The organism is Variovorax xiamenensis, assembly GCF_050916385.1.
GTDB lineage: Bacteria > Pseudomonadota > Gammaproteobacteria > Burkholderiales > Burkholderiaceae_C > Variovorax.
This window is the reverse complement of record NZ_CP139038.1, coordinates 6,559,536-6,573,419: the sequence shown is the minus strand read 5'-3', so window position 1 is coordinate 6,573,419 and position 13,884 is coordinate 6,559,536. Positions and strand designations below refer to the sequence as shown.

The following is a 13,884-nucleotide window of genomic DNA, read 5'->3' as shown; positions in this document are numbered from 1 at the left end:
GCAGCGACACGCAGTGCGCGAAGCCTGGGGGTGTGCCCGGGTTCAGTCATGTTTGGTTTCCTCCGGTGCGATGCCGGCGGCTTCTGCATGGCGCTTGTCGGCTTCATGCTGGCGCGCGCTGCCCTTGAAGAGGCTGCGCACCACCACGAAGAACACCGGCACGAAGATCACGGCCAGGGCGGTGCCCGTCACCATGCCGCCGAGCACGCCGGTGCCGATGGCGCGCTGGCTGGCGGAGCCCGCGCCCGAGGCGATCACGAGCGGCACCACGCCGAGGCCGAAGGCCAGCGAGGTCATGACGATCGGGCGGAACCGCAGGTGGGCGGCTTCGAGTGCCGATTCGATGACGCCCTTGCCCTGCGCCTGCAGGTCCTTCGCGAACTCGATGATCAGAATCGCGTTCTTCGCCGACAGGCCGATGATCGTTATCAGGCCCACCTGGAAGTACACGTCGTTCGAATAGGCGCGCAGCATCGTCGCCACCAGCACGCCCAGCACGCCCAGCGGCACCACCAGGATCACCGACAGCGGGATCGACCAGCTCTCGTACAGCGCGGCCAGGCAGAGGAACACCGCCAGGATCGCGAAGCCGTACAGGATGATGGCCTGCGAGCCCGCGAGCTTTTCTTCACGCGACTGGCCCGTCCATTCGTAGCCGAAGCCGGCCGGCAGCTGCGAGGCGAGCTTTTCCATCTCGGCCATCGCCGCGCCCGTGCTGTAGCCCGGAGCGGCGTCGCCGCTGATGCGGATCGCCGGATAGCCGTTGTAGCGCACCGTCTGCGTGGCGCCCGTCACCCACTTGGTGGACGCGAAGGACGCCAGCGGCACCGGCTGGCCCTGGGTATTGCTGGCGTTCAGCTTGAGCAGGTCGTCGGGCTGCATCCGCGCCGGAGCGTCGGCCTGCACCACCACGCGCTGCAGGCGGCCGCGGTTCGGGAAGTCGTTGATGTAGCTCGAACCCAGCGCGGTCGACAGCGTCGCGTTGATCGCGTCGAAGCTCACGCCCAGCGCGTTCGCCTTGTCGCGGTCGATGTCGATCTGCAGCTGCGGCGCGTCTTCCAGGCCGTCGGGACGGACCTGGGCCAGCACCTTGCTCTGCGAGGCCATGCCCAGCAGCTGGTTGCGCGCGTTGATCAGCGCCTCGTGGCCTGCGCCGGAGCGGTCCTGCAGGCGGAAGCTGAAACCGCTGGCGTTGCCCAGTTCGGGAATGGGCGGCGGGCTCAGCGGGTAGATGAAGGCGTCGCGGATGCCCGAGAGCGCACCGAAGGCACGGCCGGCCAGCGCGCTGGCCGAGTGGGCCGGGTCCTTGCGTTCTTCCCAGTCCTTCAGCGTCACGAAGGCGAGGCCCGCGTTCTGGCCCTGGCCGGAGAAGCTGAAGCCCATCACGCCGACCATGCTCTGCACTTCGGGCTGCTTCAGGATGAAGCCCTCGACCTGCTGCATGACGGACAGCGCGCGTTCCTGCGTCGCACCCGGCGGCAGCTGCACGTTCACGATGATGTTGCCCTGGTCTTCCTGCGGCAGGAACGAGCTGGGCAGGCGGGTGTAGGTGAACACCACCGCGCCGATGATCGCGATGTAGATCACGAGGTAGCGGGCGGCGCGGCGCAGGATGCGCGCGACCACGCTCTCATAGCCCTTGGCCGTGCGGGAGAAGCCGCGGTTGAACCAGCCGAAGAAGCCGGTCTTCTCGTGGTGGTGGCCCGCCTCGACGGGCTTGAGCAGCGTGGCGCACAGCGCCGGCGTGAGCGACAGCGCCATGAAGGCCGAGAAGGCGATCGAGGCCACCATCACCGCCGAGAACTGGCGGTAGATGTTGCCGGTGGAGCCCGCGAAGAAGGCCAGCGGCACGAACACCGAGATCAGCACCACCGTCACGCCGATGATGGCGCCGGAGATCTGCCTCATGGCCTTGCGCGTGGCTTCGAGCGGCGACAGCCCCTCCTCGCTCATGATGCGCTCGACGTTCTCCACCACCACGATGGCGTCGTCCACCACGATACCGATCACAAGCACCATGCCGAACATGGTCAGCACGTTGATCGAGAAGCCCAGCGCCAGCAGCGAAGCGAAGGTACCCAGCAGCGCGATCGGCACCACGATGGTCGGGATGATCGTGTAGCGCCAGTTCTGCAGGAACAGGAACATCACGACGAACACCAGCGCCACGGCTTCCAGCAGCGTCTTGACCACTTCGGTGATCGAGATCTGCACGAAGCGCGAGCTGTCGTACGGAATGGCCCACTTCACGCCCTGCGGGAAGTAGCGCTCGAGCTCGGCCATCTTGGCGCGGATCGCCTTGGCCGACTGCAGCGCGTTGCCGTTGGGCGTGGGCTGCACGCCGACGCCGACCGCGGGCACGCCGTTCAGGCGCGCCGAGGTGGCGTACGACTGGCCGCCGAGTTCGACACGGGCCACGTCCTTCAGCCGCACGGTCGAGCCGTCGGTGTTGGCGCGCAGCACGATGTTCTTGAACTGTTCGACATTGACCAGCTGGCCGTTCACCGTCACCGTGGCCGCGATGGCCTGGCCAGGAATGTTGGGCAGGTCGCCCAGCGTGCCCGAGGACACCTGCGCGTTCTGCGCGCGGATGGCGTTGTTGACGTCGGTCGCCGACAGGTTGAAGCCCTGCAGCTTGGCCGGATCGATCCACACGCGCATCGCGTTCTCGGAGCCGAAGAGCTGCGCCTGGCCCACGCCGACCACGCGCTGCAGCTCGGGCACGACGTTGCGCGCGGCGTAGTCGCCGAGCGCCACCGGGTCGAAGTTCGGGTTGTCCGAGGACAGCATCACGAACATCAGGAAGTTGTTGCGCGACTTGTCCACGCGCACGCCCTGCTGCGTCACGGCGGAGGGCAGGCGCGGCGTCGCGCGCGACAGCCGGTTCTGCACGTCCACCTGCGCGAGGTCGTCGTTGGTGCCGGGCTCGAAGCTGATCGTGATGGAGCCGGTGCCGTCCGCCTGGGCCACCGATTCCATGTAGATCAGGCCCGGCGAGCCGTTCATTTCACGCTCGATGACGGACAGCACGCTGTCCTCGAGCGTCTGGGCCGAGGCGCCGGGGTAGGCGACGTTGATGACGATGGCGGGCGGCGCCACCGGCGGGTACTGCGAGATCGGCAGCTGGGTGATTGACACGCCGCCCACCACCAGGATGAACAGTGCGATCACCCAGGCGAAGATCGGTCGGTCGATGAAAAACTTGGCCATTTGAGGGGGCGCTCCTGATTACTTCTTCTCGGCCGGGGCCTTGTCGGCCGCGGCGGGCGCCGCGGCAGGCGCGGCGCCTTCGGCGGCCGGCTTGGCGGCAGCACCGCCGCCGTTCGGGTTCGGCTTGGTCCACGGAACCGCCTTCACCGGCGTGCCGGGCGGCATCATCTGCAGCTTCTGGAAGCCGTCGACCATCACCTGCTCGCCGGCCTTCAGGCCATCGAGCACCACCCACTGGTTGTCCTTGGCGGCGCTGATCTTCACGGTGCGCTTGCTGATCTTGCCGTCCTTGTCGACCACCGACACCGTGTCGCCCTGCTGGGTGCGCGTGACGGCTTGTTGCGGCAGCGTGATCGCGTTGGTGGCCTGGGCCTGCTCGAGCTTCACCCGCACGTACAGGCCGGGCAGCAGCTCGCCCTTGGGGTTGGGCACTTCGGCGCGCAGCGTGACCTGGCCGGTGGTGGAGTCGACCGTGAGGTCGGAGAACAGCAGCTTGCCTTCGAGCGGGTAGTCGGTGCCGTCCTCGAGCACCACGCGGATGCTCGCGGCTTCTTCTCCGCTCGCGCGCTTGTACTGGCCGTCGGCCACCGCGCGGCGCAGCTTCAGCACGTCGGAGGCCGACTGCGTGAAGTTCACGTACAGCGGGTTGATCTGCTGCACCACGGCGAGCTCGGTGGCGTCGCCCTGGCCCACCAGCGCGCCTTCGGTGACGAGGGCGCGGCCGATGCGGCCGGCGATGGGCGAGGTCACGTCGGCATAGCCGAGGTTGATCTTGGCGGTCTGCACCGCGGCGCGGCCCGCGACCACGTCGGCTTCGGCGGTCTTCTGCGATGCGACGGCGGTTGCGTATTCCTGTTTGCTCACCGCATTGGCCTCGACCAGCGGCTTGTAGCGGTCGGCCAGGGCCTTGGCCTGCACGGCGTTGGCTTCGGCACGGGCCAGCGTGGCCTGGGCGTTCTGGGCGGCTGCCACCAGCGGCGCGGGGTCGATGCGGAACAGCAGCTGGCCGGCCTTCACGTCGCTGCCTTCGCGGAATTCACGCTTCAGCAGGATGCCCGATGCGCGGGCGCGGACCTGGGCGATGCGGGAGGCCTCGAGGCGGCCGGGCAGTTCGGTAACAAGTCCGACGTCGGTCGGCGCGGCCACGACCACGCCGACTTCGGGGGCGGGGTGACCACCGCCACCGCCTGCGCCGCCCGGGCCTCCGGGCGCATCGCTCTTGCCGCAGCCCGCGAGGACCAGCAGGACGACGGCGGCCACGGTCGCGAGACGCGGCGAAAAGGATGATTGGCGCGAGACATGCAAGAGAGGCATGCGATTCCTTTGAAGCGAAGACAGGAGATGGCGCGTTCGCGGGGCGAACCGGAAACCTGTACGGCCAGGTGGGCCATCGGGGAAGCCGGCTAGTTTACATACATTCATGGATGTATAGTGACAGGCCGAGCAATGGCCCCACGATACATAGAGGGCGTTGCCTTTACAAATCAGGAGACTTGGTGGCACGTCGTACGAAGGAAGAAGCATTGGCCACGCGGCATCGGTTGCTCGATGCCGCGGAGCTGTTGTTTCAGGCGCAAGGCGTCTCGCAGACCACGCTGCAGCAGATCGCGCAGCAGGCCGGCGCGACGCGTGGCGCCATCTATTGGCACTTCAAGGACAAGGCCGATCTCTTCAACGCGATGATGGAGCGCGTCATCCTGCCGCTGGAGGCCACGCCGAGGGCGGCGGCCACCGCTCCCACGGTCGAGGACCCGCTGGCCGAGATCGAGGAGGGCATGGTCCATGCGCTCACCCTCATGACCACCGACCCGCAGGTGCGCCGCGTGTTCGACATCGCGACCCACAAGGTCGAGTACACGCATGACATGGCCTCCGTGCAGCAGCGCCACCTGGATGCCCGCAACGCCTGCGTGGCCGATTTCGAGAAGGCCCTGCGCATGGCCGCGCGCCGCGGCCGCATCAAGCTGCCGGTGCCGGGCCACGTGGCGGCGCAGGGGCTGCACGCGCTGATCAGCGGGCTCATCCAGAACTGGCTGCTCGACCCCGAGGCCTTCGACCTCGTGCCCACCGGAAGGCGCACGTTCAGGGTCTATCTGGCGGGGCTCGGGTTCGTCCGGCCGCAGCCGGGAGCCGCGGTCGCGGCCGAAGCGGAAACCGTCGCCGCCTGATAGGCGATAATGTCGGACTCCGGTGCAAACCGGACCCGATTCCTCGCTGTATTTCAACGGATAGAATTCGGCCCTCCGAAGGCTGAGATCCAGGTTCGATTCCTGGCGGCGGGACCAGACACCAAGACAAAGCCGGACACATTCCAATGTGTCCGGCTTTTTTGTTTTCCGCCTCGACGAGCGCCGGCCAGGCAAGCCGGCAGCTTCATGCGTCGTGCAAGTCTCGACGGCCGCCACGTCGTTCGGGCTCCTGGCGAAGCACCATCCGCTTCGACGATGCGTACCGAGCTTGTCGCCGGTATTCTTCGCTCACGGCAACCCGCGCAGCCACCCGGCCCGCCGAAGACTCCTCGACCAGGAATCCTCCGACCCGCATGACCAAGCCATTCAGCCTTCGCCATGCAGACACCGTCGTCGACATCATGGCCAGCGCCGCCGCCCAGGAAATCATGCCCAGGTTCTCGGGCGCGATGCCGAACAGGACGACGCAGAAGACGACGGCCTTCGACATCGTGACCGAAGCGGACGAGGCGGCCGAACTGCGGATCTCCGCGCAGTTGCGCGCCGAGTTCCCGGGCGCGGCCCTCATCGGCGAGGAGGCCGTCTTCCGCGATGCCTCGCTGCTGGCGCAGATCGCCACGGCGGACCTGGCCTTCATCATCGACCCGATCGACGGCACCAGGAATTTCGCATCGGGCGTCCCTCTTTTCGGCGTGATGGTCGCGGCAACCGTGCGCGGCGAAGTCGTCTTCGGCGCCATCCATGACCCCGTGTGCGGCGACACCGCCGTCGCGGTCCGGGGAGAGGGCGCATGGAGGCAGGGCGGAGGGCGGCCTCGTGCCGACCTGAGAGTGGCCGATCCCGTGCCTCTGGACCAGATCCAGGCCGTGGCCGGCACCAACTTCCTGCCCGAACCCCTGCGTTCGACCGTGGCGGGGAACCTCTCGCGCATCTCCCTGAACTTCTGGCTGCGCTGCGCCGCTCACGAATACAGGCTGGCCGCCGCCGGGCACTGCCATGTGCTGGTCTACAACAAGCTGATGCCCTGGGACCATGCGGCGGGCTGGCTGCTGCATCGCGAGGCCGGCGGCTACAGCGCGCACTTCGACGGAAGCCCCTACCTGCCGACCCACACCTCCGGCGGGCTCATCTGTGCCACCGATGCGCAGTCGTGGGCGCTGGTCCGCTCGGCCCTGCTCGATGCCCCGGCGGCGCCAAGGAGCTGAGCGCGCGAGGAAACGTCTGCAAACAACTCTGGGGACAGTTTCGGCACAAGTGCTGCGTTATCCACAGCCGGAACAACTTCCAGGATGTTGTTCCATTTCCGGATGCAGTTCGGAAGCAGGCACACACACAGCAGCACGGGAGCCGCAAGTCCTTGTCGCGCAAGGAAAAAATGCTGCTGTCCACAGCGCGGGTTTACCCTTATCTACTACTACTATCTTTAAATAAAGAAAGTAAGTAATTAAGAAGTTGAAGCAAGTCCGCGTGCCTGCAGGCGATTCCGGCGTCCGGTAGCGGACGGCTCAGCCGGCCGGCTGCTTCATGCGCCGCGCCGTCTCGACCACCACGTCGCGCAGCGACCGCACCGTCGGGTGCGCTTCGAGTTCCTTCAGCGTGAAGAAGCTCACCGGCGGCAGGTTCCAGTTCAGCCGGTAGGGCAGCGGCGCCCAGTGGCCCGCGCTTTCCATTCCGGCCACGACGTCGCGCGCGAAGATGGTGATCGCGTTGGGTTCCTGGCGCAGCAGGGTCTCGATGCTGCGGATCGAGGTGGTCTCCAGGATGGGCAGCGGCGGCTGGACGCCCGCGCCGACGAAGATCGCGTTGTAGGTCCTGCGCATGGGCGTGTTGGGCGGCGGCAGGATCCAGTCGAGCTGGGCGAGCCTGGCCCAGTCCAGCGGCCCGCGCGAGAGCCGCTTCACGTTCTTTGCGCCGACCACCAGGCAGGGCTCCTGCTCGTGGATCGCCTCCTGCACCAGCCCGCTCGCGTCGCCGTCGTAGGAGCGGCCGATGGCGCAGTCGAGCTCGCGCGCGATGAGGCCCGCGACCAGCTCGTCCGTCGTGCCTTCGCGCGCCATCACCGAAATGCGCGGCGAGCGGTCGAGCAGATGCCTGAGCGCGGCCGACATGAGCTGCTGCGGCACCTGCTGCGTGAAGCCCAGCCGCAGGCGGCCGGCGCGGCCCGCTTCGAGCGAGGTGAGCACGCGCGTGGTCGCCTCGAGTTCGGCGAGCCAGCGCCGCGCGTAGTGCAGCACCGCGTCGCCCGCGGCGGTCGGCACCAGCCCCCTGCTGGTCCGGTCGAAGAGGGTGTTGCCGAAGATGTCCTCGACCTCGTGCAGCGCCTTGGTGATCGCGGGCTGGCTGAGCTGCATCTCGGCGGCGACGCGGCCGAGCGTGCGATGGCGGTCGATGGCCTGCAGCAGCGAGAGCTGGCGCAGCTTGAGGCGGGAAAGCAGCGCGCGCTGCAGTTCGGCGGCGGGGTCGCGGGCAGTCGGCAAGGCCATAACTCCACAGTTATCGGGCTATCAGAAATTATTTCATTTTGGTGAATTGCGAGTCCTAGACTTTTCCCCATGGACCCGATCACCGCTTCGACAACCACCGCCGACACTGCCATCACAGCCGGCTTCCTGGACTCGCTGGCCGAGGCGCGGGACGCCGGCGAGGCGCTGCGGCTGATCGACCAGCGCCGCCTGCAGCTTGCGCCGGGCAGCATCTTCAGCATCCAGCAGAACGTGACGACCGGGCGCGATGCGGCCGGCGAGGTATTGCTGCGCCGCTTCTACTCGTCGGAAGCGGCGACCTTTCCGGTCAACGGCGCCAAGCGCAAGACGCATACGCCGTGGAGCGAATGCCTCTTCGTGCGCGGACGCGTGTTCGTCGGCGAGGGCGAGCACGTGCTCGCGCGGAACTTCGACGACTTCGAGCAGATGCGCGACTACCGTCTGCGCAGCGTGATCAACGTGCCGCTGATGCAGGGAAACCTCTGCTACGCCACCTTCAACGTCTTCGGCATCCGCGAGCGCTGGCTGCCGGAGGAGCTCCTGGGCATCCGCCTGCTGGCGCTCGCCGCCGCGCGCTGGGTGCCTTCCGTGACCGGGCTCGCCTACAGCCTCGAGGGGACGCCATGCCTGTGACCGCCCTGCACCACTTCACGATCCGCTGCGCGCCGCAAGAACTGCCGCCGCTGGTCGATTTCTACACGCGCGTGATGCGCCTCACGGTCGGCGCGCGGCCGGAGATTCCCGCGCCCGGCGCATGGCTGTATGCCGACGGCCAGCCGATCGTGCACCTCTATGCGCATCTGTCGACGCCGGACGAACCAGCCGAGCCCGTCACGGGCCACGTCGACCACATCTCGTTCCGCTCCCACGGGCTCGCCGAGATGCGCGGGCACCTGCGCGCGCTGGGCATTCCGTTCGCCGAGGCGCCGATTCCCGGCTGGGCGATCCACCAGCTCTTTCTGCACGACCCGCGCGGCCTCAAGATCGAAATGACTTTCTGGATGGATCAGGAAGAAGGCGGCGCGCCATGACCAGCTTCGTCCAGGCCGGCGAGTTGCGCATCGCCTTCGAGCGCGAGGGCGAGGGCCCCCCGCTGCTGCTCATGCACGGCGCGGAAGCCTCGCGCCAGATGTTCGCGGCGCTGGTGCCGCACCTGTCGAAGCACTTCGCCGTGATCGCCTACGACCAGCGCGACTGCGGCGAGACCGAAGGACCGGAGCGCCCGTCGACGCTCGCGGATCTCGCGGACGACGCGCAGCAGCTCGTCAAGGCACTGGGGTTCAGGCGCGCGCATGTGTTCGGCTCGTCTTTCGGCGGCCGCGTTGCGCAGGCGCTGGCGCTGCTCCATCCGCGCTCGGTCGATCACCTCGTGCTGGGCAGCACCTGGCCGCTGCCGAGGCCCTATGAAGAGCTGTGCCCGGATGCGAAGCGCCTGGCCGGGCTGCGCAGCGCCCTGCCGGCCAGCGCGGAAGAACTGGCGACATGGTTCTTTCCGGAAGCCTTCCTCGCGCAGCGGCCGGAGCTGCGGCGCGTGTTCGCGAACGCCCGGCCCGGCTCCGCGCGTTCCTCGCGGCGGCTGGCGACGGTGCAGACCTCGCTCGAAAGAGGCGTGGCCGACATCGTCGCGCCCACACTGGTGCTGGCCGGCGAACTCGACCGCGTGGTGCCTGCGAGCGTGACCCTTTCGATGGCGGGCCGCATCCGCGGTGCCGATGCGGTGCTGCTGCCCGGCATCGGACATGTCACCGCGATGCAGGCGCCGCAGATGCTGGCGCAGCACATCGTCCGCTTCCTGAAGAACTGAAACCCGAAGGAACCAAGCCATGAGCACGAACCACGACCGCGCGCGGGTGAACGGCCGCCCCGACTACATCCGCATCGAAGGGCTCACCAAGCATTTCGGCGACGGCGGCGAGGGCGTGCTCGCGCTGAAGGACATCGACTGCAGCATCGAGCAGGGCAGCTTCGTGACCATCGTAGGGCCGAGCGGCTGCGGCAAGAGCACGCTGCTGCGCATCCTCGCGGGCCTGCTCGACTACGACATCGGCCGCGTGGTGCTCGACGGCCAGCCGATACGCGGCACGCGGCGCGACGTTGGCGTGGTGTTCCAGAGCTCGATCCTGCTGCCCTGGCGCACCATCCTCGAGAACGTGATGCTGCCGGCCGAGGTGCTGGGTATCCCCGCGAAGCAGGCGCGCGAGCGCGCGATGCAGCTGCTTCACATGGTCCGCCTCGACGGCTTCGAGCACAAGCTGCCGCGCCAGCTCAGCGGCGGCATGCAGCAGCGCGCCTCGATCGCGCGGGCGCTGCTGCACGACCCCAAGATCCTGCTGATGGACGAGCCCTTCGGTGCGCTCGACGCCATGACGCGCGAGCGCATGAACCTGGAGCTGCAGCGCATCTGGATGGAAAGCGGCAAGACGGTGGTGCTGATCACGCACTCCATTCCCGAGGCGGTGTTCCTCGGCGACAGGGTGTTCGTGATGTCGCCGCGCCCCGGCACGCTGGAGCGCGTGCTGCCGGTCGACCTGCCGCGTCCGCGGTCGATGGACGTGATGTCGCATCCCGCCTTCGCCGCCGCGTCCGCATCGATCCGCGAACGCTTCTCGCATGCCGCTTCGTTCGATTGACAGAGGACCGCAGATGACCACCGCCATGCTCGCCAAGACCAGTTCCGCCGCGCCGCCGGAGGATCGTGCCCCCACTCCGGCAAGGCAGAAGCCGAAGCGCCGCGCCAATCCCCTCGCGTCGACGCGGGTGCAGTCGATCCTGCTGCTCGCCACGCTGCTCGGCTCGTGGGAGGCCGCGGTGCGGGTCTTCAAGGTGCCGGGGCACCTGGTGCCGCCGGTGAGCGACATCATGGTCGCGCTGTGGCGCGGCCTCGCCACCGGGCCGCTCGCGAAGGACGGCTTCTGGTATCACGGCGGCGTGACGGTGACCGAGATTCTTCTGGGCTTTCTCATCGGCAGCGGCGTCGGCCTCGCGATCGGCATCGTGGTGTCGCAGATGCCGAGGGTCGAGGCGCTGCTGGAGCCCTACGTCGCCGCGCTGCAGAGCGTGCCCAAGGTGGCGGTCGCGCCGATCATCGTGGTGTGGCTGGGCTTCGGCATCGGCTCGAAGGTGATGATCATCTGCCTGCTCACCTTCTTCCCGGTGCTGGTGACCAGCATCGCGGGCTTCAAGGCGGTGGACCCCGACCGCATCGACCTGCTGCGATCGCTCTCGGCCACGCAGTGGCAGATCTTCCGCAAGGCGAAGTTTCCGAGCGCGCTGCCGTACATCTTCGCGGGGCTGAACATGGCCGCGGCCTTCAGCGTGGTCGGCGCGGTGGTCGGCGAGTTCGTCGGCGCGCAGGCCGGGCTCGGCGTGCTCATCCTGCAGATGGAGGCGCAGGCCGACACCGGCGGCAGCTTCGCGGTGTGCGTGGTGCTCTCGGTGATAGGCATCGTGCTGACCGATCTGCTGCGCCGCATCCAGCGCCGCGTGCTGCACTGGATGCCGGCCGACGCCTCGCAGCGGACGGTGAATGTCTGAGTCCGCCGCCGCACGTGCCATTCCCGTTTTTCCATCGAAGGAGCGAGCCATGTTGACGCGACGTGATTTCGGCCTGGGCCTCGGCGCCCTGGGCCTGGCCGCCGGCCTGCCGGCGCTGGCGCAGAGTGTGCGGGTGATGAAGGTGGCGAACACCGCGGCGGTGAACGACCCGCAGCAGTGCTTCTGCACCGCCGGCCAGCACCCGAGGCTCAACTTCTACAAGCCGGACGGCGTGGACGTCGAGTACGTCAACATGTCGAGCATGACGCAGGCGCTGCAGAGCCTGCGCGCGGGTCACGTGGACTTCGGGCCGGCGGTGCCCGGCATCCTGCTGCCGGCGATGGCGAAGGACCGGTCGCTCGACCTGGTGAGCGTCTACAAGTGGCTGCCGCGCAATGCGAACGTCATCGTGGTGAAGCCCGGCAGCCCGATCAAGTCGGCCGCCGACCTCGCGGGCAAGCGCATCGGCGTGCGCAGCCAGGGCGACACCGGCATCGTCGTCACGAAGACCATGCTGGCCGAGCTGGGGCTGAAGGACGACGGCTGCGAGTACATCGCCATCGGCGACGGCGCGCCGGCCGGCGCGGCGATCGATAACGACCGCGTGGACGCCATGGTGGCCTTCGACACCGCCGCCGCCCGCATCGAGCTGGTGGGGACCAGGCTGCGCTACGTGCCGCTCACGCCGAAGTTCGCGCAGGTGGGATCGGGCTGGCTGTGCGTGCCGCGCAAGCTGTTGAAGGAAGAGCGCAAGTCGCTGGTGGCGCTGTTTCGCGGCGTCGCGAAGTCGACCCTGTTCTCGAACGCCAACCTCGACGCGGCGATCGACCTGCACTGGGCGACCTACCCCGAGAGCCGCCCCAAGGGCCGCAGCGAGGACGAGGCGCGCAAGGAGCTGGCTTTCATCCTCAAGGACCGCAAAAGCAGCTGGATGCGCCGGCCCGACGATCCGGACCAGCGCATGGGCGCCTCGTCGCCGGCCGAGTGGAAGGCGAACATCGAGATGACCGCCGAGAGCACGAAGAACCCCAGGCTCGCCAGCGAGCTCGGCGACCCGAGCCGGCTGTACACCAACGAGCTCATCGACGAGATCAACGCCTTCGACAAGCAGGCGGTGATCCAGATGGCCAGGGAATTCAAGCTGTAGGCGGCAGGTGGAAAAGGAACACGCCATGGACGTTCTCATCTCCGGCGCCAGCATGGCCGGCCTTTCGGCGGCCTGCTGGTTCGCCCGCCTCGGGCATCGGGTCACCGTCGTCGAGCGGGCCGACGGGCTGCGCCCGGGTGGCGCGCCCATCGATGTTCGCGGGCGCGCGCTCTCGACGGCGCAACGCATGGGCATCCTGGAGAAGATCGCCGACGAGAAGGTCGCCATCGTCGAGCCGGCGCCGGTTCTGGACGGTACGGGAGCGCAGGTCGCGACCCTGGACCTGCGCTGGTTCGCCAACGAGACCGACGAGGACATCGAGATCACGCGGGACCGGCTCAACCGGATCCTGTTGGGCGCCATACCTGAAGGCGTCGAGTTCCGCTTCAGGACTTCGATCGTGTCGATCGACGACGGTGCGGGCGGCGTGGAGGTTGCTTTCGCCGACGGGCTGCGGGGCCGCTACGACCTCCTGGTCGGCGCCGACGGCCTGCACTCCAACGTGCGCAGGCTGGCATTCGGTCCGGAGAAGGACTACGTGAGGCACTTCGGCCATTACGTCGCGCTCGTCGATCTTCCGGCCGGACGTGAGTGGCACCGCGCGATGCTCAACGTGCCCGGCCTCACCATCGCGATACGCGATGCGGGCGACGGGCCGCAGGGGATGATGATCGTCGCCAGTCCCGAGATCGACTACGACTACCGCGATCTCGATGCGCAGCGCAGATTGATCGACGGGTTCCTCTCCCGCGTCGACGCATGGCAGGTGCCCGCGATGCGCGCGGCGTTCACCGATCCCGATGCGCGGGGCTTCTACTTCGACTCGGTCAGCCAGACCCGCATGCCGGGCTGGATCAACGGCAACGTCGCGGTCATCGGCGACGCGGGCCACTGCGCCGCGCTGCTGTCGGGCATGGGCACGACGCTGGCGATGGTGTCCGCCGAGCTGCTCGCGAATGCGTGGACCGAGCACGGGGGCGACATGAAGAAGGCATCTCCGGTCTATCACGAGCGCTTGCGGCCCTATGTGGATCAGTGCCAGGCATTTGCCCACGAAGGCGCGCCGATCATGGTGCCCGCGACGCAGGGTGCGCTCGACGAACGCAACGCGATGTTCCGTGCGTACGCGGAGAGGTTCGCGAAAGTGAACTGATCGACCAGTCGGTCGTTGCATGCCGGGCCACCCGGCTTGTGAACATTCGACACCAGTGCTTTCGCGCTGGGATGCGCGTCGCTGAAGCCGCGCGAATTCGTTCACGAATCCGCCGCCGTATTCGCAGGTGTCGAATGGAAGACGCCACGCGCTCGGATACTCCGACGA

The 13,884-nt window shown here is 67.9% G+C and carries 12 protein-coding genes and 1 tRNA gene; 10 read left to right on the top strand and 3 right to left on the bottom strand.

Going from position 1 to position 13,884, the window contains the following annotated elements; genetic code table 11:
• Positions 1-42: 42 nt before the first annotated feature.
• Together SFB74_RS30140 and SFB74_RS30135 are read right to left on the bottom strand one after the other, a co-directional pair.
• Positions 43-3,210 carry an efflux RND transporter permease subunit gene (locus tag SFB74_RS30140; protein WP_432728065.1) on the bottom strand — a complete coding sequence of 1,056 codons (3,168 nt, stop codon included), beginning with the start codon at positions 3,208-3,210 and terminating at the stop codon, positions 43-45.
• An 18-nt stretch (positions 3,211-3,228) separates the two neighbouring features.
• Positions 3,229-4,524 carry an efflux RND transporter periplasmic adaptor subunit gene (locus SFB74_RS30135; protein WP_432728064.1) on the bottom strand — a complete coding sequence of 432 codons (1,296 nt, stop codon included), beginning with the start codon at positions 4,522-4,524 and terminating at the stop codon, positions 3,229-3,231.
• A 179-nt stretch (positions 4,525-4,703) separates the two neighbouring features.
• Here SFB74_RS30135 and SFB74_RS30130 point away from each other — a divergent pair, with 179 nt between their 5' ends.
• The 3 genes from SFB74_RS30130 (at position 4,704) to SFB74_RS30120 (ending at position 6,604) form a co-directional block, all read left to right on the top strand.
• Complete coding sequence (locus tag SFB74_RS30130) at positions 4,704-5,378, top strand: TetR family transcriptional regulator (protein WP_432728063.1); 675 nt, start codon at positions 4,704-4,706, stop codon at positions 5,376-5,378.
• A 42-nt stretch (positions 5,379-5,420) separates the two neighbouring features.
• Positions 5,421-5,495: transfer RNA gene (locus SFB74_RS30125), tRNA-Arg, on the top strand.
• A gap of 257 nt (positions 5,496-5,752) precedes the next feature.
• Positions 5,753-6,604: an inositol monophosphatase family protein gene (locus tag SFB74_RS30120; RefSeq protein ID WP_432728062.1), complete on the top strand. Its 852-nt coding sequence runs from the start codon at positions 5,753-5,755 to the stop codon at positions 6,602-6,604.
• A gap of 300 nt (positions 6,605-6,904) precedes the next feature.
• Here SFB74_RS30120 and SFB74_RS30115 read toward each other — a convergent pair whose 3' ends face one another.
• Entirely contained in the window at positions 6,905-7,876 is a 972-nt protein-coding gene (locus SFB74_RS30115; protein ID WP_432728061.1) for a LysR family transcriptional regulator, read from the bottom strand.
• A 75-nt stretch (positions 7,877-7,951) separates the two neighbouring features.
• Between SFB74_RS30115 and SFB74_RS30110 the strand changes: the two genes are divergently transcribed.
• The 7 genes from SFB74_RS30110 to SFB74_RS30080 are packed head-to-tail and all read left to right on the top strand — an operon-like array spanning position 7,952 to position 13,716.
• The gene (locus SFB74_RS30110) at positions 7,952-8,515 is read left to right on the top strand and encodes a GAF domain-containing protein (protein ID WP_432728060.1); all 564 of its coding nucleotides are present in this window, start codon (positions 7,952-7,954) and stop codon (positions 8,513-8,515) included.
• Positions 8,506-8,913 carry a VOC family protein gene (locus SFB74_RS30105; RefSeq protein ID WP_432728059.1) on the top strand — a complete coding sequence of 136 codons (408 nt, stop codon included), beginning with the start codon at positions 8,506-8,508 and terminating at the stop codon, positions 8,911-8,913. The genes SFB74_RS30110 and SFB74_RS30105 overlap by 10 nt, the downstream gene beginning before the upstream one ends.
• Positions 8,910-9,686: an alpha/beta fold hydrolase gene (locus SFB74_RS30100; RefSeq protein WP_432728058.1), complete on the top strand. Its 777-nt coding sequence runs from the start codon at positions 8,910-8,912 to the stop codon at positions 9,684-9,686. The genes SFB74_RS30105 and SFB74_RS30100 overlap by 4 nt, the downstream gene beginning before the upstream one ends.
• A gap of 19 nt (positions 9,687-9,705) precedes the next feature.
• Positions 9,706-10,512: an ABC transporter ATP-binding protein gene (locus tag SFB74_RS30095; protein ID WP_432728057.1), complete on the top strand. Its 807-nt coding sequence runs from the start codon at positions 9,706-9,708 to the stop codon at positions 10,510-10,512.
• 13 nt (positions 10,513-10,525) lie between these two features.
• The gene (locus SFB74_RS30090; RefSeq protein ID WP_432728056.1) at positions 10,526-11,416 is read left to right on the top strand and encodes an ABC transporter permease; all 891 of its coding nucleotides are present in this window, start codon (positions 10,526-10,528) and stop codon (positions 11,414-11,416) included.
• A gap of 49 nt (positions 11,417-11,465) precedes the next feature.
• Positions 11,466-12,563: an ABC transporter substrate-binding protein gene (locus SFB74_RS30085; protein WP_432728055.1), complete on the top strand. Its 1,098-nt coding sequence runs from the start codon at positions 11,466-11,468 to the stop codon at positions 12,561-12,563.
• Positions 12,564-12,588: 25 nt separating this feature from the next.
• Positions 12,589-13,716 carry an FAD-dependent monooxygenase gene (locus SFB74_RS30080; protein ID WP_432728054.1) on the top strand — a complete coding sequence of 376 codons (1,128 nt, stop codon included), beginning with the start codon at positions 12,589-12,591 and terminating at the stop codon, positions 13,714-13,716.
• Positions 13,717-13,884 lie beyond the last annotated feature (168 nt).